Genomic DNA, 26,623 nt, shown 5'->3' on the forward strand with positions numbered 1-26,623 from the left:
GTGTTCACTGCTCCGGGCCGCCGGCCCCGAGCGTCTGCCCCAGGGCCCCCAGCAGCGCGGTGAGCCGCCGTCTCTCCCCCGGCCCCATTCCGGCCAGCAGCTCACGCTCGTGCGCCTCGCGGACGGCCGCCACCCGGCCGGTCAGCTCCAGGCCCTCGGCCGTGAGGCACAGCCTGACGATCCTGCGGTCGGTGCTGTCGCGCTCCCGCCGGATGAGCCCGGCCTCCGCGAGCCTGTCGGCCTGCTGGGTGAGCCCTCCGGCGCGGACCGCGCCGGCCGCCGCGACCTCGCCCATCGTCAGCCGGTGGGGCGCCCCCGCCTCGCGCAGGGCGGCCAGCACGTCGTAGGCGGGCAGGCTGATGCCGTACGCGCGCACGGCCCGGCCGACGGCGAGCTGATGACGCGCCGCGCAGTCGTCGAGCAGCGCGAAGAGCGGACCCGGGGCCTCGAAGGACGCCCCGGAAGAGGGGGAGGGCGCTTCGGGAGACCGGGAGGGCGCCGCGGGGACTTCCTCCGTCGGCTGCCCGGGAGGCGCCCCGGCCGGCCCGGGGGCGGGGTGTCCGGGACGCGGCTCCCGGGCGGGGTCCGACGCCCCCGGCTCGCTCGTCCCGGCGCCCGGACCGCCCGGGGACCGGCCGAACGCCGTGGCCAGCACGTCCGTCAGCGCCTGGGCGAACTCCTCGGTCGGCACGGAAGCGGCCGGTTCGTGCGCGAAGAGATAGCGCTCCATGATCACGCCGAACAGGACGCTGCGGACGACCGAGGTCCGCACGTCGGCCTCGGCGCTCGTGCCGAGCACCTGGGCCAGCGGCTCGCCCACCTGCCGGTCGAGGATCGTCCGCAGCAGTTCGGCGCTCGGCGGATGGCTGACCGCCGAGCGGATCAGCGCGGGCCAGGGGTCGTCGGCGGGCAGCCGGTCCCAGCGGTCGAGATAGGCGCGGGCCAGGGCGCCCGGCAGGTCTCCCGGCTCACCGGCCGCCGCCGCGAGCAGATCGCCGCTGACGCCCGCCCCGTCGCCCACCGCCTCGCGGAAGAGACCGTCCTTGGTGCCGAAGTACGCCATCACGAGGCCGGGTGTCACCCCGGCGTCGGCCGCGATGGCGCGTACCCCCACGCCCTTGAAGCCGTGTGCGCCGAAGAGGCGCCGCGCGGCGTCGAGCACCGCCCGGCGGTTGCCCTCCGGGTCGTGGGAGCCGGGCCTGCGCTGCCCGGCCGCCTCCGGGACCTCAGCCCGCGCACTGCCGCCGGAGCGCCGCATTCCGCTCTTGGTCTTGCTCTCTGGATCCACATGCATCAGATTAAACGGATGTTTATAAAAACAGTCGTTCAAAACGAGTCACGCCGGGTGCACGGGACCCTTACCGGCGGTGAGCGGCAGACCGCTGCCACCGCGCCGTACGGCGACGATCTCCGCCAGGACGGACAGCGCGGTCTCCTCGGGCCCCCTGCCGCCGAGATCGAGGCCGATCGGCGAGCGCAGACGGGCGAGTTCGGCCCTGGTCGTGCCCGCCTCCAGCAGCCGCTCCACCCGGTCCTCGTGCGTACGGCGGCTGCCCATGGCACCCACGTAACCCGCCCTGCTGCGCAGCGCCAGGGTGAGCACCGGGAGGTCGTAGCGGTGGTCGTGGGTCAGGACGCACACCGCCGTCGCCTCGTCCACGAGGACCTCGTGGGCCCGGAACCAGCGGTCGGGGCGGTCGACGACGACCTCGTCGGCCCCGGGGAAACGCCCGGCGTCCGCGAACGAGGGCCTGGCGTCGCAGACCGTCACCCGGTGCCCGAGCGCCGCACCGAACTCCGCCAGCGGCCGGGCGAATTCGGCCGCGCCGAAGATCAGCAGCCGGGCCCGCAGCGCGAAGGACTGCACCAGCAGCTCGCGCTCCGGCACACAGTCCGGGCCGGCCGCGCCGCCCGCCCGCCCCTCGCCGACCGTCAGCGGTCCGCTCGCGCCCCGGCCGAGCATGCCCTCCGCGGCCAGGGCGGCGGCGCGGTCGACGGCCGGATCGCCGAGTGAGCCGCTCACCGTCCCGCCACCCACGGCGAGGCTCCCCGAACCGTCGACCGCCGTGACCAGGGCGACCGGGACCCCCGCGGCGAGGTCCGCGGACACCCGGTCGAGCGGCGCCTCGGGACGCACCTCACGAATCAGCACCTCGATTGTCCCGCCGCAGGTCAGACCCACCGCGAAGGCATCGTCGTCGCCGACTCCCCAGCGCGCGACGACCGGCGGTCCGCCCGCGAGGATCTCCTCGGCCTCGGCGACGACGGCGGCCTCGACACAGCCGCCGGAGACGCTGCCCACGACACGGCCGTCCTCGGCCACCAGCATGGAGGCACCGGGTCCGTGCGGGGCCGAGCCCCAGGTCCGCACCACGGTCGCGATGACACAGCGGGTGCCCGATCTCTGCCAGGCAGCCGCCTGGTCGATGACATGTCGCATTTCGCTCACTTCGGGACGTGAAATCTGCGGGAGCCTCTTGCCAACGAGAAACTTTAGTGTAAATCATTTCAGGTACTAGATAGATCTGTGCGTGTCGATTCGTACGTGGGCGTGGAGAGCGCCACGGCGTGACGACCATCCGAGAGGCCCGGTGGCAGCAGATTTGAAACCCACACCCTTCGACTACACCGCCCCCCGCACCGTCGCCGAGGCGGTCGCCCTCCTCGGCGACCCGGCACGTGACGCCAAGATCGTGGCGGGCGGCCAGTCCCTGATCCCCATGCTCAACATGCGACTCGCGCGCCCCGAACTCCTCGTGGACATCACCCGCATCCCCGACCTGGCCCGGCTGGCCGTCGACTCCTCGGGCGCGCTGCACATCGGCGCGGCCGTCAGGCAGGCCCGGGCCGCGGCAGACCCCGCCGTACGGCGCGGATGGCCCCTGCTGGCCGCCGCGATCGGGCACATCGGCCACCCGCAGATCCGCAGCCGGGGCACCGTCTGCGGCAGCCTGGCCCACCACGACCCGGCGGCGGAACTCCCCACCGCGGCGCGGGCCCTGGACGCCCGCTTCGTGATCACCGGGCCGGGGGGCAGCCGTACCGTGTCCGCCGAGGACTTCTTCGTCGCCACGTTCTCCACGGCCGTCGAGCCCGACGAGCTGCTCACCGAGGTCGTCGTGCCCGCTCCCGGGGCGCGGACCGGCTGGGCCTTCGAGGAACTCACCCGCAGACACGGCGATTTCGCGACCGTCGGGGTGGCCGTCCTGCTGGAGCGGGACGCCTCCACGGACACCGTCGGCGGTGCCCGGGTCGTCTTCAGCGGGGCGGGCCCCGCCCCCGTACGCCTGGCCGCCGTGGAGGACGCGCTGCTCGGCACCGATGCCGGCGAAGACGCGCTGGCCGGGGCGGCGCGTGCGGCCCTCGCGGGCCTCACCCCGTCCGACGACGTCCACGCGAGCGCCGCCCACCGGCGCGAGACCGCCGCCCATCTCCTCGTCCGCGCCTGTACCACCGCCTGGGAGCGCTGCTCATGACCCCCTCCGTCCCGACCCCTCTCACCGCCCGAACCCCACCGCTGTCCGAGCCCTCCGGCTGGCACCGGATCGCGCTCACCGTGAACGGCGAGCGGATCACCGCCGAGGTCGAGTCCCGGCTGCTGCTCAGCGACTTCCTGCGCGACCGGCTCGGCCTCACCGGCACCCATGTGGGCTGCGAGCACGGGGTGTGCGGGGCGTGCACCGTGCTCGTCGACGACGAACCGGTGCGCACCTGTCTGACGCTGGCCGTGCAGTGCGAGGGCGCCTCCGTCCGCACCGTCGAGAGCCTCGCCCCCGGCGACGCTCCGCTGACCCCTGTCCAGCGCGCCTTCCACGAATGCCACGGCATGCAGTGCGGCTTCTGCACCCCCGGCTTCGTCATGACCACGACGGCCCTGACCGAACAGCCCGAACGGCCCGGCACCGAGCAGGTCGCCGACGCCCTCAGCGGGCATCTCTGCCGGTGCACCGGCTACCGCAACATCCGCCGTGCCGTGTGCCAGGCACTCGACGAGAACTTCGGGGAGTGACCCGCATGTCCCACGATGGTGCCCCCGGACGGCAGGACGGCAACTGGATCGGCCGGTCCGTCCCGCGCGTCGAGGACGACAGGCTGCTGCGCGGAAACGGCCGTTACGTCGACGACATCGCGCTCCCCGGAGGCGTCGAGGCCGCCTTCCTGCGCAGCCCGCACGCCCACGCCCGTATCGAGTCCGTCGATGTGAAGGCCGCGCTGGAGTCACCGGGCGTCGTCGCCGTGTGGACCGGCGACGACGTGGCCGGGCTGCCGCACATGCTCAACAAGGAGGAGCTGCGTACTCCCCCCGGCCTCGCCAAGGTCCTGGACCCCACGGTCCGGATGACGCCCATGCCGCTGCTCGCCGCGGAGAAGGTGCTGTACGTCGGTCAGCCCGTCGCCCTCGTCCTGGCGGAGAACCGCTACCTCGCCGAGGACGCGCTCGAACTCATCGACGTCCGGTACGCCCCGCTGCCGGTGCTCGTCGACCCCGAGGAGGCGCTGGACGAGCGGGCGCCCCTGCTGCACGAGGACCTCCCGGACAACACCGCGGTGGCCGTCACCGCACGCGTCGGCGACCCGGACGCCGCCTTCTCCTCCGCGCACACGGTGGTCAGCGAGCGCTTCGAGGCGCACCGCTACGTGGCCTCACCGATCGAGACCCGCGCGGTCTCGGCCCAGGTCGACCCGTACAGCGGCCGGCTGACCGTCTGGTCGGGGACCCAGACGCCCCACCGGCTGCGCGAGGCCATCGCCCACACGCTCGGCCTCGCCACCGACGCGGTCCATGTCATCGCCGCCGACGTGGGAGGCGGCTTCGGGCAGAAGGGCATCCTCTACGTCGAGGAGCTCCTGATCCCGCACGCCGCCCGGCTGACCGGCCGCCCCGTGCTGTGGCGCGAGGACCGCAACGAGAACCTCACCGCCTCCTCGCACGCCCGTGAGCAGATCCACGACATCGAGCTCGCCGCGGACGCCGACGGCCGCATCGTCGGCGTCCGTGACCGGATCACGGTGAACTTCGGCGCGTACAACATGACGGGCCTCGTCGTGCCGTACAACTCGCTCTGCCATCTGCTCGGTCCCTACCGCGTGCCGCACGTGGACATCGATGTGACCGGTGTCCTCACCAACACCACCTTCGCCACGCCGTACCGGGGTGCGGGCAGGCCGGAGACGGTGTTCGCGATGGAACGCGCGATGGACAGGCTGGCCGCCGCGCTGGGCCTGGCTCCCGAGGAACTGAGGGCACGCAACCTCGTCGGCCCGGACGAGATGCCGTACGCCACCGGGCTGGTGGACCGTTCCGGCAGTCCGCAGTCCTACGACTCCGGGGACTTCCCCGAGCTCCTGCGCCGTGCCGTGGCCAAGGCGGACGTGGAGGGGGTGCGCGCCCGGCAGCGCGAGGGAGGCCGGAACGGCAAGCACCTCGGCATCGGCTTCGCGATGTACATCGAGGCCACGGGCCTGGGGCCGTTCGAGACCGCCCGTATCGACATCGCCGCCAGCGGCCGGGTGCGGCTGGCCATCGGGGCTCCCTCCCAGGGGCAGGGCCACCGTACGTCGATGGCTCAGATCGCCGCGGACGCCATCGGGGTGCCGGTCGACGTCATCGATGTGACCGGCGGCGACACCGAGGCCACACCGTTCGGTGTGGGCACCATCGCCAGCCGTGCCCTGGTCAACGCGGGCAACGCCACCCACCGGGCCGGCCGGCTGGTGCGCGAGAAGATCATCGACGCCGCGGCGCGCCGCCTCGGTGTGGCGGCGGACGCGCTGGACCTGAGCGACGGGGTGGTCTCGTCGAAGGAACCGGGCGGCCCGTCGATCGACCTGGCGGAGCTGGCAGGCCGGGCCCCGATGCCCGGCACACCCGAGCCCACCGACGGACGGCACGGCACGGAGCTCAGCGAGACCGTGCACTTCCGTCCGCCGGGCTTCGCCGTAGCGAGCGGGGCACACGCGGCCGTCGTCGAGGTCGACGAGCACACCGGCGGAGTCGAGATCCTGCACTACGTCGTCGTCCACGACGCGGGAGTCATCGTCAACCCGATGATCGCGGAGGGCCAGGTCACCGGCGGTATCGCGCAGGGCATCGGCGGCGCGCTGTACGAGGAGATGGTCTACGGGCCCGACGGGCAGCCCCGGACCGGCACCTACATGGACTACCTGGTGCCGACCTCGTCGGAGATCCCCGACCTCGACATGGACGAGCTCCACACCCCGAGCCCGATGAACGACCTCGGCGTCAAGGGACTGGGCGAGGGCGGCGCGATAGCCCCGCAGGCCCTGCTCGCCAACGCGGTCGAGGACGCCCTGCACCCCTTCGGCGTGATCGTGCGCCGTGGCCCGCTCTCACCGAGCCGGGTGCGCGACCTGATCCGCGCCTCGGGCACGGGTGCCCCGGGCGTCTGACACCGCACCACCGCTCTTTTCGAACCTCAGGATGGAATCGCCATGCAGCTCGACCACTCGTTCACCGTCCCGGCCGACCCCGACGACGCCTGGAAGCTCTTCCACGACCTCGGCCGGGTCGCGCCCTGTATGCCCGGCGCCGTGCTGGACACCCTCGAAGGTGACACGTTCACCGGCCGCGTCAAGGTCAAGATCGGCGCGGTGCAGATGAGTTACCGGGGCGAGGGCACCGTCACCCGCGACGAGGCGGCGCGCTCGATGCACCTCGACCTCAGCGGCAGCGAGACCCGGGGCGCGGGCACCGCGTCCGCGACGGTCACCGCGACCCTGACCTCGGGCGCCGACGGCACCCGGGTCCATGTGCGCACGGACCTCGACATCACCGGGCGCCCGGCGCAGTTCGGCCGGGGGATCATGACCGAGGTCGGCGACCGGCTGGTCCAGCAGTTCGCCGGACGTCTGGAGGACCTGCTGCGCGAGTCCGGCCCCGGCGTCGGAGGAGCCGGGCTCACGGTCCCGGGCGCGCATCCCGCCGAGCCGGAGGCCGTGGACCTCGGCGCGGCGGCGCTGCCGGTGCTGCTCAGGAAGGCGGCCGTACCCGCGGCGGCCGTGGTGGTGGCTGTCGTGCTGATCAGGGCGCTGAGGGGACGCTCGCGCGGATGATCCACCTTTCTCCTCAGCGGTAAGATTCTCAGTGCAGTGAGAAGCCGGAGGGACGCCGGCCGGAGCCGTGCGAGGGGATGAGATGGCAGCATCAAGGCCTGGCGACCAGGACGCCGTGGCGAAGGTGATCGAGGACTGGGCGCGTGAACGGCCTGAGCTGGACACGAGTCCGCTCGAGGTCCTCGCCCGGCTCCACCGCTCCTTCCTTCGCTACAGCACCGGCCTCACCGAGTCCGTCGAGCGGCACGGTCTGTCGGTGGCCGGTTTCGACGTCCTGACCGCGCTGCGCAGGTCGGGCGAGCCCTACCGGCTGACGGCGGGGCAGCTCGCCGACTCCGGGCTGGTGTCGTCGGCGGGGGTGACCCTGCGTATCGACCGCCTGGAGAAGGACGGCCTCATCGTCCGTGAGCGTGACACCCAGGACCGCAGGGTCGTGTACTCCCGCCTCACCGAGAAGGGCCTCGCCACCGTCGACACGGCGTTCGCCGAACACCTCGACAACGAGAACCGGATGCTCGCGGGGCTGTCACCCTCCGAGCGCCGGCAGATCGCCCGGCTGCTGCGCAAGCTGGAGATCTCGATCCTCGACGCCGAGCGGGAACGGCCCGGCTCGGCGCAGTAGCACGCGGAGGTCTCCCGGCAGCGGCTGGTTCGCCGATTGCCGCTCACCACGGCCGCCCCTTCATGACCCACAGCATCCCCGTGGGGACCCACGGGACCCACGGGACCGACGCCGAGTACGGTCCGGGCCGAAGTCTCCCTGACCGGGCGGTCCTTGGCGGAAGGCTCCGGGCTTTCCACGAGGGGGGACAGGGCCCATCATGGCGGTATGACTGCCGGCGAAGTCCTGCTCTGGGATGCGGATGACAAGAGCCTGCGGATGGTTCCGCGACTCCGGCGCGTCGGAGTGACGTCCGGCTGCATCGGCTTCCTCGGCCTGTTGATCTGGACCGGCTCCGACGCCACATGGGTGCTCTACGCAGGCGCTCTCTACTGGTGCGCGGAGGCCGTGCACGCGGTGTGGGACCGTCGGCGCCTGGTCGAGGCGCGCATTGTCCCGGGCGGGGCCGACGGCCCTGCCCGACTCCACCTCCGCCGTGTCGGCGGACGGATCACGGAGCACGACCCCCACCACGTGGTCCGCGTCCTCCTCATCCACGACAACGTGCTCGACCTGGCATCACTGCGCCTGCGCCTGCGCGACAGGCACCTCCTGCACGGACGCCCGGGCCGTGATCCCGACCTCACCCGGTGGCGCCGCGCATGCCCGGAGGCCGAAGTCGGTGACAGAGCCGCTCGATGGGGCATGCCAGGGGTCCCCGACTGAGGTCTTTCGGGGCGCCCGGGGCCGGGGACGTCGCCGGCCGACGACGCCGCGGTGCACGCGAGCGGGCTCGGGTGTCAACGTGCCGACGAGGCCCCGGAGTGCACCACCTCCTGTGTCCAGAGGTGGCGCGGCTGCGTGTGCAGCCGCCAGTAGTGCTCCGCGATGCGGTCGGGGTCGAAGTCGGTGCCGGGTGCCACCGGGCCGTCCACGGTGACAGCGGCCACATGCACCCCGGCGGCTCCGTACTGCTGGTCGAGCAGTGTGGTCAGCGTCCGGAGACCCGACTTGCCCAGGGAGAGGCTCACGTACTGCGGCTTGGGTTCCGGCATTCCACCCGTTGCGAGAAACGTGCCGCTCCCGCGGGCCGCCATGGCCGGCAGGAGGCGCGCTGCCGCGTTGACGGCTCCGATGACGTTGACCGCCCACGCGTCCAGGTGCTCGCGCACCGACAACTCGCCCAGTTCGTCCGCTCGTACGAGGGCGGCGTTGTACACGGCGACCTGCGGAACGCCATGTCTGTCGACAGCCTGGCGGAGAGCCGCGTCCAGCTCGGCCCGGTCGGTGCTGTCGGCCCGTAACGTGACGACGGGAACGCCGTGGGAGGCCACCGAGCGGGCCACGTCTGCCATCTGCTGTCCACGCCGCGAGATCAGCGTGATCGGCAGGCCCTCCCGTGCGAACCGATGGGCGACCGCCTGCCCGATCCCGGGCCCCGCCCCGATGATTACCGCACCTGACATGGTTGCGCTCCTCCGCTTCGCCACCAGCAATACTGAGGACGGTAGGGCGTCACATCCATGTGAAGGTCAAGGAGAAGCCGAAATGCGCATCGGTGACCTGGCGAGCGAAACCGGCGTGAGCAGGAGGCTGTTGCGCTACTACGAGGAACAGGGGCTGCTCCGGCCCGCCCGGTCGGGCAACGGCTACCGCGACTACGCCGAGACGGATGTCGCGAGGGTGAACCACGTCCGGGCGCTGCTCGCCGCGGGGCTCTCCACCACGGTCATCGCCCAGGTGGTGCACTGTGTCCACAGCAAGGGCGAGCTCGAGATGCCGGCCGGCTGCCCGACCTTCGTCGGGGTGATACGGCGCGAACGTGCCCGCGTCTCCGAGTCGATCGCCCTCCTCGAGAGTTCGAGGACGATCCTGGACACCATCCTCGCCACGGCGTCCTGGGACGGGAAGGAGCCGGCGCGGGACACCTCCCCCGCCTCTGCGGACCGGAGGCTCCCGGACCCTCCGGATGAGTGAGCGAGCGGCTCGGCATCACTCGACCGTCCGGTCGCTCGTATGGGAGCACCGGGAGCCCTCCGCCTGCCGCAGGACCCGCATCCGGCGCATGAGGTCGCGGGTCACGCGCCGGTCGAGCGTGGTACGCCAGACGACTCCGGGGTATCGGGCCCGGAGGTGGGAGAGCGCCCTGGTGCCCAGCCCGCTGCCGTGGAACCGGTTCTCGATGCTCACCTCGGTGATGACCCCCTCCGAGCAGGAGGCGCAGAGGCGGAATTCCACTTGGCCGACCACCTTGCGCACCAGTACCAGAAGCAGGCAGCGGTCGTCGGCGCTCCGCCCAGCGGACTGGACCAACTCGACCTTTCTGTAGGCGAGTACACGCCGGTGCCAGGCCCCCCTGCGGTGGCCGGGCAACCGGTGGCGGCCCTCGCGGCCATGGTGCGCGGGGGTCTTGACCGCTCCTGCCGCCGAAAGGGACGGGCGGTGGAGCGGGTACGTCACGGGCCGTGCGTGGCTTCCGAGCATGTCTCGCGCCTGCCCGCCCTGCGGCGGCCGATGCCTGCGGTCCGCTGTCGGGCCCCTCTTGGACCGTGCGGGCCCGTGCCCGTACCGGCGGTGCATACCGGTCGGCCGGCCGGGCACACGGCAGGTCACATCGACCTCGGGAGTGCATCATGGTGATCGTCGGCATCGTCGCCGTCTGTATCGTTCTGGCCGTCCTCGCGTTCTTCGTCCCCCGCCTGTCCCGCCACCCCGAACGCGGCACCCAGCGGACCCTGGGGGTCGGATCTCGCATGGGTGGCAAGGCGCCGGGCGCCCTGGGCCGGATCTTCAGCAAGCCCTTCCGCAGCAGCTCCAAGGCCGTGGGCAGCAGCGGCTCCGCCGGCCGCCGGGCGCGCAGGCGTTTTCCGTTCTGACGACGGAGGCCGCCCGACACCGCCTGCCGCGGATCGGTCTCCAGGCCGAGCAGGAGGCTGCCGAAGCGCTGGGGGTCTCTCCCCCGGTCCCGCTAGCGCTCGATGGTCGCCAGAGGGCGCCTGAACAGCGGGTTCAGCAGGATCGTGCCCGCGGCGACAGGCAGGGCGGCCGTCCCCGCATGCGGACTCACGATGCGTTCGGGATCCCCGCAGACATGGGAGAGATCGACCGCGGCACCCCGTGTCACCCCGCCGCAGCGGCTCACGGCTGCTCGGCGGGGTCGGCGGCCTCGCGTCCGCCGACACTGACCAGCCCCGTCTCGTAGGCGACGATGACGGCCTGGACACGGTCGCGCAGGCCGAGCTTCCCGAGGATCCGGGCGACGTGGGTCTTGACGGTCGCCTCCGCCAGACGGAGGCGGGTGGCGAGTTCCGCGTTGCTCAGCCCCCGGGCCAGCAGGCCGAGGACCTCCAGTTCGCGCGGGGTGAGCGAGGCGAGGTCGCGGTGGAGGGCCTCGGTGTCGCTGCCGCGCCGGGCGAACCGCTGCACGAGCCGGCGCGTGATGGCAGGCGCCAGAAGGGCGTCGCCCGTACGGACCGTGCGCACGGCCGCGGTCAGGTGCTCAGGGGTGACGTCCTTGAGCAGGAAGCCGCTGGCACCGGCGGCCAGCGCCGCGTAGACGTACCGGTCGAGGTCGAAGGTGGTCAGGATGATGACGCGGGGTTCGCCCGGGGCGCCCGTGAGGATGCGACGGGTGGCTTCCAGGCCGTCCGTACCGGGCATCCGGATGTCCATCAGGACCACGTCCGGCCGGCTGCGGCGGACCGCTTGGACCGCTTCGGCTCCGTCGGCCGCCTCGGCGACGACATCGATGCCGTCGGCTCCGAGGATCATCCGGAATCCGGTGCGGACGAGGGTCTGGTCGTCGGCGAGGAGCACGCGCAGCGGCTCGGTCACGGTGCCTCCAGCGGGATCAGGGCTTCCACACGGTAGCCCCCCGTCAGACGACGGCCGGTGTTCAGGGTTCCTTCGTAGACGGCGAGGCGCTCGCGCAGGCCGATCAGGCCCCGGCCGTTCCCGGTGAGCGCCCCCTCGCCCATGTGCCCACCGGTGTCGGTGACTTCGACGCGGAGCCGCTCCTGGCCGTACTCGACGGTCACCGCGGCGGCGGAGCCGGACGCGTGCTTCACGCTGTTGGTCAGGGCTTCCTGGACCACACGGTAGGCGGTGAGTTCCACGCCGGGCGGGAGGGGACGTGGCGGGCCGGTCACGGTGAGGCCGACCGGCAGCCCGGTGTCCCGGACCCGCCCGACCAGTGCCTCCAGCTGGCCGAGGCCGGGCTGCGGGGCCAGCCCCGCGTCGGTGCCGGCCATGTCCGTGCCCTCGCCCGTGCCGTCGTCCTCGCCTCCCACGGTGAGCAGGCCCATGACGTGGCGCAGTTCGGTCATGGCCGCCCGCCCGCCGGCCTCGACGGCCAGCAGCGCCTCCCCGGCCTGCTCGGGCGAGGTCTTCATGACCGTGCGCGCGGCACCGGCCTGGATGATCATCACGCTGACGTTGTGGGTGACGACGTCGTGCAGTTCGCGGGCTATCCTGGCCCGCTCGTGCTCGACCGCCCGGCGCAGCGCCTCGGTCTGTTCGCGTTCCAGGGCGGAAAGGCGGGTGCGGCTCTCGTCGCTCCGGAGTCTCCAGGTACGCACTCCGATGGCGGCCACCGCCATCGGAGCCAGGATCAGCAGCGCGACGTACTCGTTGGGGACGATCGGTCTCACCGAGTTCCCGGCCGTCCCGACCAGCACGACCGCCACCGGAAGCACCGCCAGGGTCGCCGCCCGGTAGGGGCTGTGGACGGCGGCGCTGTAGACGGCGACGACGAACGCGTAGAAGGTGAGCCGCGATACGTCGTACGGGGTGAGCAGGGCCGCGGCCGTCACCACGCACAGCATGGCGAGCGGGTAGCGGCGGCGCAGCGCGAGCGCGGCCGAGGCGACGAACGCGAGGGTCACCATGAGGGTCAGCCCGTCGAGGCCGGAGGGCGGCACATGGCGGACCACGCCGGGTGGGAGCCCGTCCGCCTGCTGCCTCCAGTTGTCGACGGCGTAGTGGAGGGTGGTGACGCCGAGCACCAGCGCCAGGAGTGCGTCGAACCGCCTGGCGCGCCGGGTGGGCCGCGGGGGCGGGCCCGACGGGCTCCGGGCGTCACGGAGCGCTTCCCGCAGCCGGGCCGACGCCGTAGTTGCGTTCATCACGGGTTCATTGTCGCCACCGCGCGGGGCCCGCGAGTCCGTCTCAGTGGCCGTTCCCGGCGCGGCGGGTACATCAGCCGCCTACATCGCAGGGATGACTTCTCCGGGGCTCATCCCGGTGCGGTACCGCATGGGGTCCGGGCGGGCGACGCGTGACGGCCGGGCCCGCTCCTAGCGTTCGGGAGGCCAGCAGCCCGAACCCGAGGAGCCACTCCATGACCACGTCGGTGATCGAACTGCGCGGGGCGAGCCGCCGCTACGGAGACGGCCCGCCCGCGCTGCACGAAGCATCGCTCACGGTGCGGCCCGGAGAGGCCGTCGCGATCCTCGGACCCTCCGGCAGCGGCAAGTCCACCCTGCTCAACCTGATCGCGGGCCTGGACCGGCCGGACACCGGGACCGTGACCGTGGACGGGGTGAGGGTGGACCGGCTGGGCGAGGCCGGTGCCGCGCTGTACCGGCGGTCCAGGATCGGCATGATCTTCCAGTTCTTCAACCTGCTCGACGATCTGACCGTCGCCGACAACGTCGTCCTGCCCGCGCGGCTGGCTGGTGTGTCCCGCGCGGAGGCGGACCGCCGGGCGGCGGAACTCCTGGAGACCCTCGGTATCGCCCGGCACGCCCGTTCCTACCCCGGAAAGCTGTCCGGCGGCGAGCGCCAGCGCGTGGCGGTGGCACGGGCGTTGATGAACCGGCCCGCGCTGCTCCTGGCCGACGAGCCGACAGGAGCCCTGGACACGGCCGCGGGACAGGACGTCGCCAGGCTGCTCACCGGCCTCAACGCCGAGGGGCAGACCATCGTCCTGGTCACGCACGATCTCGCTCTGGCCCGGTCCTGCACGCACCGTACGGTCCGGATCGCCGACGGCCGGATCACCGACGACGTCCGGTCGGACGCCGTCACCCCGGAGGGCGTCCGATGAGCGCGCTCGGCAGGGTGGTGCGCTCGGGGGTGGCGAGGCGCCGGGTGCAGACGCTGGTGATCGGGCTCGCCACGATGATGGCGGTGGCCGCGTCCGTCCTCGGCGGATCGCTGCTCGTGGTCTCCGGCGCGCCCTTCTCCGACGCCTTCGCGGACCAGCACGGCGCTCATCTGTCCGTCGAGTTCGACGCGGCCGAAGTGAGCGCCGCGCAGCTGTCGCAGTCCGCGGACGCCGAAGGTGTGAGCGGTGCGGCCGGTCCTTTCCGTACGGCGACGGTCACTCCGGAGCCGGACGGGCCCAGCCCCGGCTGGCCGATCACCGTGGTCGGCCGGGAGGGCCCCGGCGAGGACGTGGACGAGGTGAGGCTGCTCGACGGACGGTGGCCGGCGCGTCCCGGCGAGCTGGTCCTGTCCGCCGGAGCCCCGCTCGTCCCGGTCCTGGGCGCAGAGGTCGTCCTCCCCGGCCTGCCCGGTGACCCGGCGCTGACGGTGGTCGGGACGGCCCGGTCGGTCACCGGGACCGCCGACGCCTGGGTGGTCCCGTCCCAGATGCCGGCGCTCACCGCTCCCGGGGGCGGCGGCTACCAGATGCTCTACCGCTTCGCCGGCGCGGACACCGGCGCCGGCGCCGCGATCGCCGCGGGCCGCGCGGCCGTGACCGGGGCCCTGCCGCCGGAAGCGGTCGTCGGCGAACAGTCCTGGCTGGCCGTGAAGAAGAGCGCCGAGCGCGACACGGCCGTCTACATCCCGTTCCTCGTCGCGTTCGGGACGCTCGGCCTGGTCATGTCGGTGCTCATCGTCGGCAACGTCGTCGCGGCGGCGGTCGGGACGGGGACCCGCCGCATCGGCATCCTCAAGGCGGTCGGTTTCACCCCGGCCCAGGTCGTACGGGCCTACGTCGGCCAGGCGCTGGTCCCGGCCACCGCCGGCACGGTTCTCGGTGTTCTCACCGGTCACCTGCTGGCCGTGCCCGTACTGGCGGAGACAGGGGAGGTCTACGGCTCCTCGTCCCTGACGATCGCCCCCTGGGTCGACCTGGCGGTGGCCGGCGGGGTGCTCGGCCTCGTGGCGGTGACCGCGTGGGCAAGTGCCTGGCGGGCCGGGCGTCTTCGTACGGTGGACGCACTCGCCGTCGGGCGCACAACCGTGACGGGGCGCGGGCGGTGGGCCGCCCGACTGGCCGGGCGGCTGCCGTTGCCGCAGCCGGTCGCACTGGGCCTGACCCGGCCCTTCGCGCGGCCCGCCCGGGTGCTGGCCATGGGCACGGCGGTGCTGTTCGGCACCGTCGCCGTCACGTTCACCGTGGGTATGGTCGCCTCGCTCGGCGAGGTGATGGAGGCCAGGGCGCACGATGTCGCCGATGTCACGGTGCCCGCGCCACCGCCCGACTTCGCGCCCCCGCTTCCCGGCGAGGAGAAGCGGCCGGCGGCCGACCCCGCCGCGGTCGCCGCGGCGATCGAGGCCGGCCCCGGAACCGGGAAGTACTACAGCGCCGCGACCATCCGCGCGACCCTGTCCGGCGTGACCGGCATCGTCGACGTGATCGCCTTCACCCACGACGCGTCCTGGGGCGGCTACACGATGGTCTCGGGCCGCTGGATCGACAGGCCCGGCGAGGCCGTGGTCCCGACCCCCTTCCTGGCCACCACCGGCACCCGCGTCGGCGACACCGTCACGGTGAACGGTCTGGCCGAGCCGGTCACGGTCCGGATCGTCGGCGAGGTGCTGGACCCGCGCAACGACGGCATGCAGGTCTTCACCGACGTGGCGACGCTCGCGTCCGCACGCCCCGACCTGACGGACACGAGCCATCACATCGCGGTCGCACCGGGGACCGGGGTGTCCGACTACGTCGACGCGCTGAACGAGGACCTCGCACCGCTGGGGTCCACGGCACAGGAGGGCGGGCTCAGCTCCGGCGGTGACATGGTCGTCACGCTCAACGCGCTCTCCGTGGTCCTCACGCTGATGCTCGTCGCCGTCGCCGCGCTCGGTGTGCTCAACAGCGTTCTGCTCGACACCCGCGAGCGCTTCCGGGAGCTCGGCATCCACAAGGCCCTGGGCATGACCCCCCGGCAGACCGTCGCGATGGTCATCACCTCGGTCGTGGTGACCGGGCTGGCCGCGGGAGCCCTGGGCGTGCCGCTCGGCGTGGCCCTGCACGGCTGGGTGCTGCCCGAGATGGGCGAGGGCGTGGGGCTGCGGCTGCCCGACTCGGTCATCGCCGTCTACGGCCCGGCCCAACTGCTCCCGCTCGCACTGGGCGGCCTGCTCATCGCCACCGCGGGTGCGCTCCTGCCCGCCGGCTGGGCCGCGCGGACCCGGACCGCCACGGCTCTGCGCACCGAGTAGGAGCCGGGCCGGTCCGGGGCGACCGGTGTGCGGGGGCGGTCACGCGCTCGGGCACGGGCGCCCCGGACCGGCGGCGGTCACAGGTCAGGGCACCGATTGCATGATCAAAATCGGGTGCGGTTAACATATGAGCACCGCCTAGCTCGAAAGATGGACTTGTGACTGCCACCGAGGACTCGTTCACCAATTGGAAGACCCGCGAGGAGATCGCGGAGTCGATGATCCCGATCATCGGGAAGCTGCACCGCGAGCGGGATGTCACGATCCTGCTCCACAGCCGCTCCCTGGTGAACAAGTCGGTGGTCAGCATCCTCAAGACCCACCGCTTCGCCCGGCAGATAGCCGGCGAGGAGCTCTCGGTCACCGAGACGCTGCCGTTCCTGCACGCGCTGACCGCGCTCGACCTCGGCCCTTCGCAGATCGACCTCGGCATGCTCGCCGCGACCTACCGGACCGACGACCGCGGTCTCTCGGTGGCGGACTTCACCGCCGAGGCCGTGGCCGGCGCCACCGGCGCCAACAAGACGGAGCGCCGCGAGTCGCGCGACGTCGTGCTCTACGGATTCGGCCGCATCGGCCGCCTGCTGGCCCGCCTGCTCATCGAGAAGACCGGCTCGGGCAACGGCCTGCGGCTGCGCGCCATCGTCGTACGCCAGGGCGCCGGGCAGGACATCGTCAAGCGCGCGTCGCTGCTGCGCCGCGACTCGATCCACGGCCAGTTCCAGGGCACGATCACCGTCGACGAGGCGAACAGCAGGATCATCGCCAACGGCAACGAGATCCAGGTCATCTACTCGGACGACCCGACCTCGGTCGACTACACGGCGCACGGCATCAAGGACGCCATCCTCATCGACAACACCGGCCGGTGGCGCGACCGTGAGGGCCTCTCCAAGCACCTGCGGCCCGGTATCGCGAAGGTCGTCCTCACCGCCCCGGGCAAGGGGGACGTCCTCAACATCGTCCATGGCGTGAACCACGACATGATCAAGCCGGACGAGCAGATCATCTCCTGCGCCTCCTGCACCACCAACGCGATCGTGCCGCCGCTGAAGGCGATGGCGGACGAGTACGGCGTACTCCGCGGCCATGTCGAGACCGTCCACTCGTTCACCAACGACCAGAACCTGCTGGACAATTACCACAACTCCGACCGGCGCGGCCGTTCGGCGCCGCTCAACATGGTGATCACCGAGACCGGTGCCGCCTCCGCCGTCACGAAGGCGCTGCCCGACCTCCAGGCGAAGATCACCGGCAGCTCGATCCGCGTCCCGGTGCCGGACGTCTCGATCGCGATCCTGAATCTTCAGCTCGCGCGCGGCACCAGCCGCGAGGAGGTCCTCGACTACCTCCGGAACGTGTCGCTGACCTCTCCGCTCAGGCGCCAGATCGACTTCATCACCGCCCCCGACGCGGTGTCGAGCGACTTCATCGGCTCGCGCCACGCCTCGATCGTCGACGCCGGAGCCACGAAGGTCGAGGGCGACAACGCGATCCTCTACCTCTGGTACGACAACGAGTTCGGCTACTCCTCCCAGGTCATCCGGGTCGTCCAGCACGTCTCCGGCGTGGAGTACCCGACCTACCCGGCACCGGCGGCCTGACCGCCGGGCGGGCGGCTCCCGCGCCGGGAGCCGCCCGCCCGCCCCACGGGGCGTCCGGTCTCAGGCGACTTCCCCCTCCTCGGCGCCGGGCAGGGGCTGTTCGGCCCAGATGGTCTTGCCGGTGGCGGTGTAGCGGGTGCCCCAGCGCTCGGTGAGGCTCGCGACGAGCAGGAGTCCGCGTCCGCCCTCGTCGAAGATCCGGGCGCGGCGCAGGTGCGGGGCGGTGCTGCTGCCGTCGACGACCTCGCAGATGAGCGCGGTGTCCCTGATGAGCCGGAGGCGGATCGGGTCCCCGCCGTAGCGGATGGCGTTGGTGACCAGCTCGGAGACGACCAGCTCGGTGGTGAACACGGCGTCGTCCAGGCCCCATGCCATGAGTTGCGCCGAGGCGCGCTTGCGGGCGTTGGACACGACGGCCGGATCGGCGACCAGGTCCCACGTGACGAAGTGGCCCGCGTCCAGGCGCCGGGTACGGGCCAGCAGGAGGGCGACGTCGTCGTCCGGCTGCTCGGGGACGAGTGCGTCCATGACGGCGTCGCATGCGTCTTCGAGGGAGAGCGCGGGGCGGCCGAGCAGCGCGCGGAGCTCGGCGAGGGAGTCGTCGATGTCCCGGCCCGCCGTCTCGATCAGTCCGTCCGTGTAGAGGGCGAGCCTGCTGCCCCCGGGCAGCTCGAAGTCCGCCGCCTCGAAGGGCAGTCCGCCCACTCCCAGCGGCGGTCCCGAGGGCAGCCGCAGCTGTTCGACAGTCCCGTCGGGGCGGGCCAGCATCGGCTCGGGGTGGCCCGCCCTGGCCATCGTGCAGTGCCCGGTCGCCGGGTCGTACACGGCGTACAGGCAGGTCGCGCCCGCGACCGTCGCGCCGTCGGCGCTGTCGGGCGGCTGTTCGCGGTCGAGCGTCATCACCAGGTCGTCGAGCTGGGTGAGCAGCTCCTCGGGGGCGAGGTCGACGTCGGCCAGCGTCCGCACGGCGGTGCGGAGCCTTCCCATGGTGGCGGAGGCGTGCAGGCCGTGGCCGACGACGTCACCGACGACCAGGGCGACCCGGGCGCCGGACAGCGGGATGACGTCGAACCAGTCGCCTCCGATGCCCGCGCCTCCGGTGTTCGGGAGATAGCGCGCGGTGACGTCGACGGCCTTCTGACGTGCGGCGCGGCGGGGCAGCAGACTGCGCTGCAGGGCGAGTGCCGTGGCCCGCTCGCGGGTGTAGCGGCGGGCGTTGTCCACGCAGACGGCCGCCCGCGAGACGAGCTCGGCCGCGAGCTGGAGGTCTGCGGCGCCGAATCCGGCGGGGGTCCGGTGGCGGCAGAACAGTGCGATGCCGAGGGTGATGCCGCGGGCCCGCAGCGGAACGACCAGTACCGAATGGACCTTGTTGATCCGCAGGCTCCGCGCCCGTGCGGGGTCGTCCGTCCAGCTCCGCAGGGCCTCCTCGTCGACGGTGTAGCGGGCCGGCTCTCCGCTGATCAGCGCGCCACCCACCACGGAGTTGCGGCTGTACTCGTGGATCTCCCCGAGCGGGACGACCGATTCGGGGCAGCCCGCGAGCACGGACCGCTGGGCCACCCGGTGGAAGGAGATCCTCTCCCGGTGCAGCACGGAGCGCGCCTCGTCGCCGGTCAGCACCTCGGACAGCAGGTCGACGGTCACGAAGTCGGCGAAGTCCTCGATGGCCAGCTCCGCGAGCTCCTCGGCGGTGCGGCCCACGTCAAGGGTGCTGCCGATGCGCATGCTGGCCTTGCTCAGTACGGCCAGGCGCCGGCGCGCCCAGAACTGCTCGGTCGTGTCGAGCGTCACGACACTCACGCCCTGCACCTCGCCGGCGGCGTCGCGTACGGGCGACAGCGCCGCCTGCCAGATGTGCTCGGTGTCCCGGACCATGAGGTGCGTCTCGTAGGGCTCGCCCTCGCCCGAGTGCATCACCCGCTCGATGGCCTCTCCGAGGCCTTCCCCGCCCTCCAGGTACAGTCCGGGCTCGATCTCCCCGGGACGCAGCCCGAGCATCGACGCCTCGGTCCTGTCCACGGCTCCGGCCGCCGTCCCGTTGGCCATACCGAGCAGCATGTCCCGGCCGAAGTAGGCCACCGGCACCGGCAGCTGGTCCAGGATCCGGCAGCGCACTTCGGCGGACGGCGGGCCGAAGGCGGCCCGTGCGGGACCGTCGCCTTCCGCTGGCGGGCCGCCACGACCCGTCTCGTCCGCGTTCATGGGCCCATCACTCGTCCTCCCCGCCTAGGCAGGTCGCCCACGAACATCGATATGCGACCTTTGTTCCAGCATGCCCGTGCGGCTACCGGCCCTCAACCGCCCCTCGGCCCGTCATAGCCGTTTGGCTCAGCCGCACCCTCGCCGGGAGCCTGCTCCAGCACCAGGTACGAGCGGGCGGCGAGCCGGGCGCGCCCGCCGACGGAGCGACCGCACACCAGGTCCTCACCGCTCGCCTCCACGGTGACCTCCTCCCCCGTGTGGTTCAGCAGGAACAGGTACGAGCCGGTGGCCGACACACGCCGTACCGCCTCGACTCCGGCGGGTGTGCGAGCCGTGGGCCTCACCCCCGTCGGGGCGAGAAAGCGGCGGAGCAGGCTCTCGACGCCCTCCTGCCCGAGGTCCGCCGAGACGTACCACGCCTCTCCCTCGCCCACCGGGTTCCGGGTCACGGCGGGCAGGCCGCCGAGCGGGCCCCCGTCGTACGATGCGATCACTTCCGCGCCGTCCGCGTGGAGGTGCTCCGTCCACCGGCTGTAGGTCCATCCGGTGTCCAGGGTGCCGTCCACACCGTCGGGCAGGGGCCGGAACTCCTCGACGTGCACCCCGAGCATGTCCCTGAAGGCGCCGGGGTAGCCCCCGAGCCGCACCCTGTTCGCCGGGTCCACGATTCCCGACAGATGGGTGACGAGCACACGGCCGCCGCTGTGCGTGTACGCCTCCAGCGCGCGGATGGTCTCGTCGCCGACGAGGTAGAGAGCGGGGACGACGACCGCTTCGTACCCCTCCAGGGGCGTGCGGGGCGTGATCACGTCGGTGAGGATGTTCCGCCGCCACAGTGCGCGGTGGTACTCCCGCGCCACGTCGGTGATGCGCAGCCCCTGGTGCGGTTTGGGGCCCGCGTCCCAGGCCCAGGCCGCCTCGTCGTCCACCAGGAGCGCGACACCGGCGGGGGCGACCTCCGTGCCTGCCACGGGCGCCAGCGCGCGCAGCGCCGCGCCGAGCTCTCGCACCTCCTTCCAGACCCGGGACCGGGTTCCCGCATGGGGCACCATCGCGGAGTGGTACTGCTCGGATCCGGCCGCGGACTGCCGCCACTGGAAGAACAGGGCTCCGTCGGCTCCGCGGGCGACATGGGCCAGGGAGTTCAGGGCCATCTCGCCGGGCTCCTTCGCGAGGTTGCGCGGCTGCCAGCTCACCGCGCTCGCCGCGTGCTCCATCAGGAGCCAGGGCCTGCGGCCCGCGAGCCCCCGGGTCCGGTCCGCGCTGAAGGCCAGCTCCTGCTCGCGGTGGGGGTCCGCGCCCATCGTGTAGTGGTCCGTGGAGACCACGTCGACGGCGGGCGTCCAGGCGGCGTGGTCGACGACGTGGGGTCCGGCGCCGACCATGAAGTTCGTGGTGGCGTGGCGGTCGGGCGAGAGTTCACGCAGCACTGCGCGCTCGGCCTCGTACTGTCCGAGCAAGGCGTCGGAGGAGAAGCGTGAGAAGTCCAGAACGAGGCCCGGATTTCCCGGCATTCCCGCGTCCCTCGGCGGCTCGATCTCCTCCCACGCGCCGTAGCGGTGACCCCAGAAGGCCGTGCCCCAGGCGGCGTTGACCGCGTCGAGTGAACCGTGGCGCCCCGCGAGCCAGGTACGGAAGGCGCGTGCGGAGTGCGCGCAGTGGCAGAGCCGGTTGCCGTTTCCGTACTCGTTGCCCACGTGCCACATGCGTACCGCGGGGTGCGCGCCGTACCTCTCGCCCAGGGCTCGCACGATGCGCAGGGAGTGCGTCCGCCAGTGCGGGTTGCTCGCGCACCAGCCGAGCCTGCTCCCCGGGGCCAGGCGGGTTCCGTCGGCACGGACCGGCAGGATGTCCGGGTGCTTGCCCAGCAGCCAGGAGGGCGGCGCGGCGGTCGGCGTCGCCAGGTCCACGGCGATGCCGGCCCCGTGGAGCAGACCGAGGACGCTGTCGAGCCATGCGAAGTCGTACGTGCCCTCGTCGGGTTCGAGCAGTCCCCAGGCGAACACCCCGACCGTCACCAGGCTGACGCCGGCCTCCTTCATGAGCGCGATGTCCTCGCGCCAGACCTCCCTCGGCCACTGTTCGGGGTTGTAGTCGCCGCCGTAGGCGAGGCCGTCCGGTTTCCACGGCACGACGGTGCCCGTGCCTTGCGCCGGCTGGTCGGCCATGTGCGTTCTCCTCGGTTGCGGGGAAAGGGTTCCATTTTGTTGGACCTAACAACATAACTATGTCATGATGTCGATCATGTGGGTAGCCGACATCAGATCCAGCTCGCTCAAGGCCGGCATGATCGGCGGAGGGTTCATCGCGGGCGTCCATGCACGGGCGGTCCGGGCGGCGGGCGGTGTGCTGCACGGCATCGCATCGAGCGGCCCCGACCGGGCGAGACGGGCGGCGAAGGCGCTGGGCGCCGAGCGCGCGTACGCCTCCGTCGACGAGATGCTCGAGGACCGGGCCGTCGGCATCGTGCACATCTGCAGTCCGCACGGCACGCACGCGCGTTACGCACGCGCGGCGCTGGAGGCGGGCAAACACGTGATCTGCGAGAAGCCTCTCGCGGTGACACCCTCCGACGCGGCCGACCTGGTCGCGACGGCCGCCGAACGCGGCCTCGTGGCCACCGTCCCCTTCGTCTACCGCTATCACCCGATGGCCGTCGAGGCCCGCGCCCGTGTCGCCTCCGGCTCGCTCGGCAGGGTGGTGAGCGTGCGCGGAGCGTATCTCCAGGAGTGGCGTCTCGCCTACGACGAGGACGGCTGGTGGACCGATCCCGCCGCGACAGGGCCCTCCCGCGCCTTCGGCGACATCGGCTCGCACCTCGGCGACCTGGTGTCCTTCGTGAGCGGGGAGCGCATCACGCGCGTCGTCGCCACCACCCGTACCGTCCACGGCCGTGGGCCGGCCGGCACCCCTCTGACCACGGAGGACGTCGCGGCGGTCACCGTCGAGACGGCGGGCGGCGCCATCGGTACGCTGATGGTGTCGCAGATGGCGCTGGGCAGGAAGAACCACCTCTTCGTCGAGGTTTCCGGCCTGGAGGCGAATCTGCTCTTCGAGCAGGAGAGTCCCAACACTCTCTGGTACGCCGACCGTACGGACCAGCGGACCGTCCCCCGGGACACCCGGCACCTGTCGCCGGAAGCGGCACGTCTCTCCGTGCTCCCCGGCGGCCATCCCATGGGTTACCAGGACGCGTTCAACGCCTTCGTGTCCGACACCTACGCTGCGGTGCGCGGCGCCGAACCCGCGGAGCTGCCGACGTTCCGGGACGGCTTGGAGATGGTCAGGCTCACGCAGGCGGTGGTCGACTCGGCGGCCAGCGGCGCCTGGGTCGAGGTCGGCACGGCACACACACTTCAGGAGGTCTGAGACAGATGGCGAAGACTGCGGGACGGCCCGTCACCCTCTTCACGGGCCAGTGGTACGACGTGCCGCTCGAAGAGATCGCGAAGGACGCGGCGGCGTGGGGGTACGACGGTCTGGAGGTCGACTGCGGCAACCACCTCGACGTACTGCGCGCCGAGGAGGACCCCGGCTACCTCGACCGCTTCCGCGCCCTGCTCGACCAGCACGGACTGGGCGTCTGGGCCATCTCCAGCCACGCGGCGGGCAACGCCGTCGGTACCCCTTCCTTCGACTTCAGGCACGAAGGTCTGCTCCCCCCGTACATCTGGGGCGACGGAACCGCCGAGGGCATCAGGGCACGGGCAGCCGAGGCGATGAAGCGCACGGCCCGGGTGGCGCGGAAGCTGGGCGTGGAGAGGGTGGTCGGCTTCGCCGGTTCCTCGGTCTGGCCCTACGCCGTCGGCTTCCCCGGTGTCCCCGACGACGTGATCGAGGCCGGCTACGAGGACTTCGCCCGTCACTGGAACCCCGTACTCGACGTGTTCGAGGACGAGGGGGTCTCCTTCGCGCACGAGCCGCATCCCGGCGAGATCGCGTTCGACTACTGGACGGCACGGCGCACCCTCGAGGCCCTGGACCACCGGCCCGGGTTCGGCTTCAACTGGGACCCGAGCCACATGATGTGGCAGGGCGTGGACCCGGTCGTCTTCCTGACCGACTTCGCCGACCGCATCCGCCACGTGGACTGCAAGGACATCCGGCTCGCACCCGGGGACGGGCGTTCAGGGCTGCTCGGGTCGCATCTGCCCTGGGGCGATCCCAGGCGCGCGTGGAACTTCGTCTCCGTGGGCCATGGTGACGTTCCGTGGGAAGATGCCTTCCGCGCCCTCAACGCCATCGGCTACACGGGCCCCATCTCCGTCGAGTGGGAGGACATGGGGATGGACCGCGCCTACGGGGCCGAGGACGCACTGGCCCGTATCCGTTCGCTTCAGTGGCCGACGCCCTGAACTCCGGCTGGAAGGCAGCACTGTGGTCGCATCGGCGGAGCCGGTGACAGCGCGGGCGGGCAGGCCTGCCGGGGGCACCGCGGACGACCTGCGGCGCAACAACCTCGCCCGGCTGCTGAAGATCGTGCACCGCAGTGGCGGGCTGACCCGGGCGGAGCTGACCCGGCGCACCGGACTGAACAGGTCGACCGTGGGCGCCTGCCTGGCCGAGCTCGTACAGCTCGGGGTGGTGGAGGAGGGCGCTCCCCCGGCCGGTCCGGGCAAGGGCAGGCCGAGTCCCGTGATCACGCCCTCGGACGAGATCGCAGCGATCACCGTGAACCCCGAGGTCGACGCGATCACCGTCGGCCTGGTGGGTCTCGCCGGCCGGATCAGGGAGCGGTGGCGGATGGAGACCTCGGCCGCGCTGACGCTCCAGGAGGTCGTGGCGCGCAGCGCTGCGGCGATCAGCGCGCTCCTCGCGGGCCGCACCCTCGGCATCGCCGGGATCGCCGTCGCGGTCCCCGGCCAGGTGCGGCTCGCCGACGGTCAGGTACGTGACGCCACCCAGCTCGGCTGGCACGAGGCGCCGCTGGCGGTCGAGCTGGAGAAGGCGACGGGTCTCCCGGTCAAGGCGGCGAACGCGGCGACGCTCGGCATGTACGGCGAGGCGGCGTTCGGCGCGGGTCGCGGCGTGGACGACCTGGTCTATTTCATCGGCGGGGCGAGCGGTGTCGGGGGCGGAGTCATCTCCGACGGCAGGATCCTCACCGGGGCGTCCGGTTACGCCGGGGAGCTCGGGCACTTCCATGTGCACGGGCGGCTCCGCACCTGCCCCTGCGGGGCCCGGGGCTGCCTGGAGGCGGAGGTGCTCCAGCACGAGCTGCTCGACGCACTCGGCCTCGGCCCCCACCAGGCCGGCCGGCTCGACGAGGCACTGGCGGACACCGAGGACCCCGAGGTGCTGGCGCTCGTACGGGAGGATCTGGAGCTGCTCGGGATCGCGGTGCGGACGGCGGTGAACGTCTTCAACCCCGCAGTGGTCGTGCTGGGCGGCTTCCTCGCCCCGCTGTACCGGAACCGGCCCGAGGGCATGGAGCTGGGCGGCGACGCGATCAGGGCGAACAGGGAGTCGCTGCTCGTCGCGACGACGGAGCTCGGCGCGGACCAGCTGATCATCGGCACGGCGGAACTGGCGTTCTCCGACCTGCTGACGGACCCGGTCGCCAACCGTCCGGTCCGCGTGGGCGGGCCGGACGCCTGAGCGAGCGGCTCCACGCGCGACGGAATTGCGGTGAGCGGCCCGAGCGCGGGTGCACATGGACGTGCCGGTCCGCGCGAGCGGTCCCTGTGCCGGGCGGGTTCACGCGAGCGGTCCCCGTGCCCGAGCCGGGCCGGACCGCGCGGCGGGTTCGGACTCCTGAGCGGCCCGGCTCGTGTGAACGGGCCGGGCCGCGCGGGCCGCTCGCCCGGGGCCCCGCAAGCGTCAGCTCGTCACCGATCCGCCGGTCAGTACGGCGTCGAGGCCCCGGACCCAGGCGGCGGACCTGGCGAGGCTCGTGCGGGGGTCGAGGCTCGAGTGGTCCACCTCGATCACGATCCAGCAGTCGTCGTCGGCCCCCAGGCCCGCCACCAGTCCGGTCAGCTCCAGGTCGCCGTCGCCCGGTTCCCTCCACAGGCCGCGCGCCACCGTGGCCCTGTAGTCGAGCCCCTCGGCGTGCGCCGCCTCGGCGACCGCGCGCGAGAGGTCTTTCACGTGCAGTCCCGCAACCCGTGCGCGGTGCCGGTGCAGCAGGGCGGGGAGATCGGCCCCGGCCCAGGCCAGATGTCCCGTGTCGGGGCCGAAGGCCAGCGCGTCGCCGGCGCGTTCGAGTACCGCCGTGGCCTCCTGCGGTGACTCGATCCAGGTCCCGACATGGGGATGGAGCGCCGCGACGACTCCCTCCGCCCGCATGGCCGCCGCCGCCTCGCCCACGAAGTCGGCGATCTCCTCCAGTCCGGCGTCCCGGACCTGCCACCCGCGGGCCGGGTGCCGCATGCGTTCCCCGTCCGGGTCCACGTCGAGTCCCATGAAGGCGAGGGTGCAGCCGCAGGCGGCCAGGTCGTGCGCAAGGGCCCGCACCCGGTCGGCCTCGGCCACGCGCGGACGGGCTCCGGGGCTCCAGGTGAGGGCGGCGTAACCGGGACCCGGCCGGAGACCGGCCGCGGCGAGGCGCCGGCGGTGGACCGCCGCCGGGACACCGGCGGCCGGGGCGGTCTGCACGGCGCCGAAGCCCGCCCCGGCGACGGCGTCGAGGATCTCCTCCTCGGGCGGCGGGTCGCCGAAGTCGAACCAGCCGTCCTCGGTGGCCATGAAGTGGAGCGGGTTGACCGCGACGGGATGCCGCCCTGCGGAGATCATCGAATAC

23 protein-coding genes are annotated in these 26,623 nt (G+C 72.6%); 14 read left to right on the forward strand and 9 right to left on the reverse strand.

The window, feature by feature from the left end; translation table 11 throughout:
• Nucleotides 1-4: 4 nt before the first annotated feature.
• Together ACWCQM_RS28530 and ACWCQM_RS28535 are read right to left on the reverse strand one after the other, a co-directional pair.
• Nucleotides 5-1,288, reverse strand: coding sequence for a TetR/AcrR family transcriptional regulator (locus tag ACWCQM_RS28530; RefSeq protein WP_450917977.1), 1,284 nt, complete (start codon nt 1,286-1,288; stop codon nt 5-7).
• A gap of 48 nt (nt 1,289-1,336) precedes the next feature.
• Nucleotides 1,337-2,440 (reverse strand): XdhC family protein, encoded by a 1,104-nt coding sequence (locus ACWCQM_RS28535; protein ID WP_450918042.1) that lies wholly within the window; start codon nt 2,438-2,440, stop codon nt 1,337-1,339.
• Between the two features lie 163 nt (nt 2,441-2,603).
• On the opposite strand from ACWCQM_RS28535, the gene ACWCQM_RS28540 reads away from it, so the two are divergent.
• The 6 genes from ACWCQM_RS28540 to ACWCQM_RS28565 all read left to right on the forward strand — a co-directional run bounded on the left by ACWCQM_RS28540 (nt 2,604) and on the right by ACWCQM_RS28565 (nt 8,401).
• A complete protein-coding gene (locus ACWCQM_RS28540) occupies nt 2,604-3,476 on the forward strand; it encodes an FAD binding domain-containing protein (RefSeq protein WP_450917978.1) in 873 nt (290 codons plus the stop codon).
• Complete coding sequence (locus ACWCQM_RS28545; protein WP_267077441.1) at nt 3,473-4,009, forward strand: (2Fe-2S)-binding protein; 537 nt, start codon at nt 3,473-3,475, stop codon at nt 4,007-4,009. Before ACWCQM_RS28540 ends, ACWCQM_RS28545 begins: the two co-directional genes overlap by 4 nt.
• A 5-nt stretch (nt 4,010-4,014) precedes the next feature.
• Nucleotides 4,015-6,411 carry a xanthine dehydrogenase family protein molybdopterin-binding subunit gene (locus ACWCQM_RS28550; protein ID WP_450917979.1) on the forward strand — a complete coding sequence of 799 codons (2,397 nt, stop codon included), beginning with the start codon at nt 4,015-4,017 and terminating at the stop codon, nt 6,409-6,411.
• A gap of 42 nt (nt 6,412-6,453) precedes the next feature.
• Nucleotides 6,454-7,074: an SRPBCC family protein gene (locus ACWCQM_RS28555; RefSeq protein ID WP_450917980.1), complete on the forward strand. Its 621-nt coding sequence runs from the start codon at nt 6,454-6,456 to the stop codon at nt 7,072-7,074.
• Nucleotides 7,075-7,156: 82 nt separating this feature from the next.
• Nucleotides 7,157-7,696: a MarR family winged helix-turn-helix transcriptional regulator gene (locus tag ACWCQM_RS28560; RefSeq protein WP_450917981.1), complete on the forward strand. Its 540-nt coding sequence runs from the start codon at nt 7,157-7,159 to the stop codon at nt 7,694-7,696.
• Between the two features lie 207 nt (nt 7,697-7,903).
• On the forward strand, nt 7,904-8,401 hold the full coding sequence (locus tag ACWCQM_RS28565) for a hypothetical protein (protein ID WP_450917982.1): 498 nt from the start codon (nt 7,904-7,906) through the stop codon (nt 8,399-8,401).
• A gap of 74 nt (nt 8,402-8,475) precedes the next feature.
• Here ACWCQM_RS28565 and ACWCQM_RS28570 read toward each other — a convergent pair whose 3' ends face one another.
• Nucleotides 8,476-9,141: an SDR family NAD(P)-dependent oxidoreductase gene (locus ACWCQM_RS28570; RefSeq protein WP_450917983.1), complete on the reverse strand. Its 666-nt coding sequence runs from the start codon at nt 9,139-9,141 to the stop codon at nt 8,476-8,478.
• Nucleotides 9,142-9,223: 82 nt separating this feature from the next.
• On the opposite strand from ACWCQM_RS28570, the gene ACWCQM_RS28575 reads away from it, so the two are divergent.
• A complete protein-coding gene (locus ACWCQM_RS28575; RefSeq protein WP_450917984.1) occupies nt 9,224-9,652 on the forward strand; it encodes a MerR family transcriptional regulator in 429 nt (142 codons plus the stop codon).
• Nucleotides 9,653-9,667: 15 nt separating this feature from the next.
• On the opposite strand, the gene ACWCQM_RS28580 is transcribed toward ACWCQM_RS28575, so the two are convergent.
• Entirely contained in the window at nt 9,668-10,135 is a 468-nt protein-coding gene (locus ACWCQM_RS28580; RefSeq protein ID WP_450917985.1) for a hypothetical protein, read from the reverse strand.
• A 173-nt stretch (nt 10,136-10,308) separates the two neighbouring features.
• Between ACWCQM_RS28580 and ACWCQM_RS28585 the strand changes: the two genes are divergently transcribed.
• Entirely contained in the window at nt 10,309-10,551 is a 243-nt protein-coding gene (locus ACWCQM_RS28585; RefSeq protein WP_450917986.1) for a DUF6411 family protein, read from the forward strand.
• A 262-nt stretch (nt 10,552-10,813) separates the two neighbouring features.
• Here ACWCQM_RS28585 and ACWCQM_RS28590 read toward each other — a convergent pair whose 3' ends face one another.
• Together ACWCQM_RS28590 and ACWCQM_RS28595 are read right to left on the reverse strand one after the other, a co-directional pair.
• The gene (locus ACWCQM_RS28590) at nt 10,814-11,509 is read right to left on the reverse strand and encodes a response regulator (RefSeq protein WP_450917987.1); all 696 of its coding nucleotides are present in this window, start codon (nt 11,507-11,509) and stop codon (nt 10,814-10,816) included.
• Nucleotides 11,506-12,798, reverse strand: a complete 1,293-nt coding sequence (locus ACWCQM_RS28595) for a sensor histidine kinase (RefSeq protein WP_450918043.1) — start codon at nt 12,796-12,798, stop codon at nt 11,506-11,508. Before ACWCQM_RS28595 ends, ACWCQM_RS28590 begins: the two co-directional genes overlap by 4 nt.
• A 215-nt stretch (nt 12,799-13,013) precedes the next feature.
• Between ACWCQM_RS28595 and ACWCQM_RS28600 the strand changes: the two genes are divergently transcribed.
• From ACWCQM_RS28600 to ACWCQM_RS28610, 3 genes are all read left to right on the forward strand, one after another.
• A complete protein-coding gene (locus ACWCQM_RS28600; protein ID WP_267077431.1) occupies nt 13,014-13,721 on the forward strand; it encodes an ABC transporter ATP-binding protein in 708 nt (235 codons plus the stop codon).
• The gene (locus tag ACWCQM_RS28605) at nt 13,718-16,072 is read left to right on the forward strand and encodes an ABC transporter permease (RefSeq protein ID WP_450917988.1); all 2,355 of its coding nucleotides are present in this window, start codon (nt 13,718-13,720) and stop codon (nt 16,070-16,072) included. Before ACWCQM_RS28600 ends, ACWCQM_RS28605 begins: the two co-directional genes overlap by 4 nt.
• Nucleotides 16,073-16,230: 158 nt before the next feature.
• Entirely contained in the window at nt 16,231-17,676 is a 1,446-nt protein-coding gene (locus tag ACWCQM_RS28610; protein WP_450917989.1) for a glyceraldehyde-3-phosphate dehydrogenase, read from the forward strand.
• Between the two features lie 60 nt (nt 17,677-17,736).
• Here the strand turns inward: ACWCQM_RS28610 and ACWCQM_RS28615 are convergent, their stop codons facing one another.
• Nucleotides 17,737-19,881 (reverse strand): SpoIIE family protein phosphatase, encoded by a 2,145-nt coding sequence (locus tag ACWCQM_RS28615; RefSeq protein WP_450917990.1) that lies wholly within the window; start codon nt 19,879-19,881, stop codon nt 17,737-17,739.
• A gap of 92 nt (nt 19,882-19,973) precedes the next feature.
• A complete protein-coding gene (locus ACWCQM_RS28620; protein WP_450917991.1) occupies nt 19,974-22,049 on the reverse strand; it encodes a beta-galactosidase in 2,076 nt (691 codons plus the stop codon).
• A 76-nt stretch (nt 22,050-22,125) separates the two neighbouring features.
• Here ACWCQM_RS28620 and ACWCQM_RS28625 point away from each other — a divergent pair, with 76 nt between their 5' ends.
• From ACWCQM_RS28625 to ACWCQM_RS28635, 3 genes are read left to right on the forward strand one after another with little or no spacing between them, the layout of a single operon-like run.
• On the forward strand, nt 22,126-23,250 hold the full coding sequence (locus tag ACWCQM_RS28625) for a Gfo/Idh/MocA family protein (RefSeq protein WP_450917992.1): 1,125 nt from the start codon (nt 22,126-22,128) through the stop codon (nt 23,248-23,250).
• A gap of 5 nt (nt 23,251-23,255) precedes the next feature.
• Nucleotides 23,256-24,236 carry a sugar phosphate isomerase/epimerase family protein gene (locus tag ACWCQM_RS28630; RefSeq protein WP_450917993.1) on the forward strand — a complete coding sequence of 327 codons (981 nt, stop codon included), beginning with the start codon at nt 23,256-23,258 and terminating at the stop codon, nt 24,234-24,236.
• A gap of 22 nt (nt 24,237-24,258) precedes the next feature.
• Nucleotides 24,259-25,479, forward strand: coding sequence for an ROK family protein (locus ACWCQM_RS28635; protein WP_450917994.1), 1,221 nt, complete (start codon nt 24,259-24,261; stop codon nt 25,477-25,479).
• Between the two features lie 222 nt (nt 25,480-25,701).
• Here ACWCQM_RS28635 and ACWCQM_RS28640 read toward each other — a convergent pair whose 3' ends face one another.
• Entirely contained in the window at nt 25,702-26,616 is a 915-nt protein-coding gene (locus ACWCQM_RS28640; RefSeq protein ID WP_450917995.1) for a sugar phosphate isomerase/epimerase family protein, read from the reverse strand.
• Nucleotides 26,617-26,623 lie beyond the last annotated feature (7 nt).

This window comes from Streptomyces sp. NPDC002125, from assembly GCF_053593715.1.

Excerpts from the sequence above, each read along its gene's own strand:
- ACWCQM_RS28535 (WP_450918042.1), bottom strand. The coding sequence starts at position 2,440 with ATGCGACATGTCATCGACCAGGCGGCTGCCTGGCAGAGATCGGGCACC.
- ACWCQM_RS28545 (WP_267077441.1), top strand. The coding sequence starts at position 3,473 with ATGACCCCCTCCGTCCCGACCCCTCTCACCGCCCGAACCCCACCGCTG.
- ACWCQM_RS28550 (WP_450917979.1), top strand. The coding sequence starts at position 4,015 with ATGTCCCACGATGGTGCCCCCGGACGGCAGGACGGCAACTGGATCGGC.
- ACWCQM_RS28555 (WP_450917980.1), top strand. The coding sequence starts at position 6,454 with ATGCAGCTCGACCACTCGTTCACCGTCCCGGCCGACCCCGACGACGCC.
- ACWCQM_RS28560 (WP_450917981.1), top strand. The coding sequence starts at position 7,157 with ATGGCAGCATCAAGGCCTGGCGACCAGGACGCCGTGGCGAAGGTGATC.
- ACWCQM_RS28565 (WP_450917982.1), top strand. The coding sequence starts at position 7,904 with ATGACTGCCGGCGAAGTCCTGCTCTGGGATGCGGATGACAAGAGCCTG.
- ACWCQM_RS28570 (WP_450917983.1), bottom strand. The coding sequence starts at position 9,141 with ATGTCAGGTGCGGTAATCATCGGGGCGGGGCCCGGGATCGGGCAGGCG.
- ACWCQM_RS28575 (WP_450917984.1), top strand. The coding sequence starts at position 9,224 with ATGCGCATCGGTGACCTGGCGAGCGAAACCGGCGTGAGCAGGAGGCTG.
- ACWCQM_RS28585 (WP_450917986.1), top strand. The coding sequence starts at position 10,309 with ATGGTGATCGTCGGCATCGTCGCCGTCTGTATCGTTCTGGCCGTCCTC.
- ACWCQM_RS28595 (WP_450918043.1), bottom strand. The coding sequence starts at position 12,798 with ATGAACGCAACTACGGCGTCGGCCCGGCTGCGGGAAGCGCTCCGTGAC.
- ACWCQM_RS28600 (WP_267077431.1), top strand. The coding sequence starts at position 13,014 with ATGACCACGTCGGTGATCGAACTGCGCGGGGCGAGCCGCCGCTACGGA.
- ACWCQM_RS28605 (WP_450917988.1), top strand. The coding sequence starts at position 13,718 with ATGAGCGCGCTCGGCAGGGTGGTGCGCTCGGGGGTGGCGAGGCGCCGG.
- ACWCQM_RS28615 (WP_450917990.1), bottom strand. The coding sequence starts at position 19,881 with ATGAACGCGGACGAGACGGGTCGTGGCGGCCCGCCAGCGGAAGGCGAC.
- ACWCQM_RS28620 (WP_450917991.1), bottom strand. The coding sequence starts at position 22,049 with ATGGCCGACCAGCCGGCGCAAGGCACGGGCACCGTCGTGCCGTGGAAA.
- ACWCQM_RS28625 (WP_450917992.1), top strand. The coding sequence starts at position 22,126 with ATGTGGGTAGCCGACATCAGATCCAGCTCGCTCAAGGCCGGCATGATC.
- ACWCQM_RS28630 (WP_450917993.1), top strand. The coding sequence starts at position 23,256 with ATGGCGAAGACTGCGGGACGGCCCGTCACCCTCTTCACGGGCCAGTGG.
- ACWCQM_RS28640 (WP_450917995.1), bottom strand. The coding sequence starts at position 26,616 with ATGATCTCCGCAGGGCGGCATCCCGTCGCGGTCAACCCGCTCCACTTC.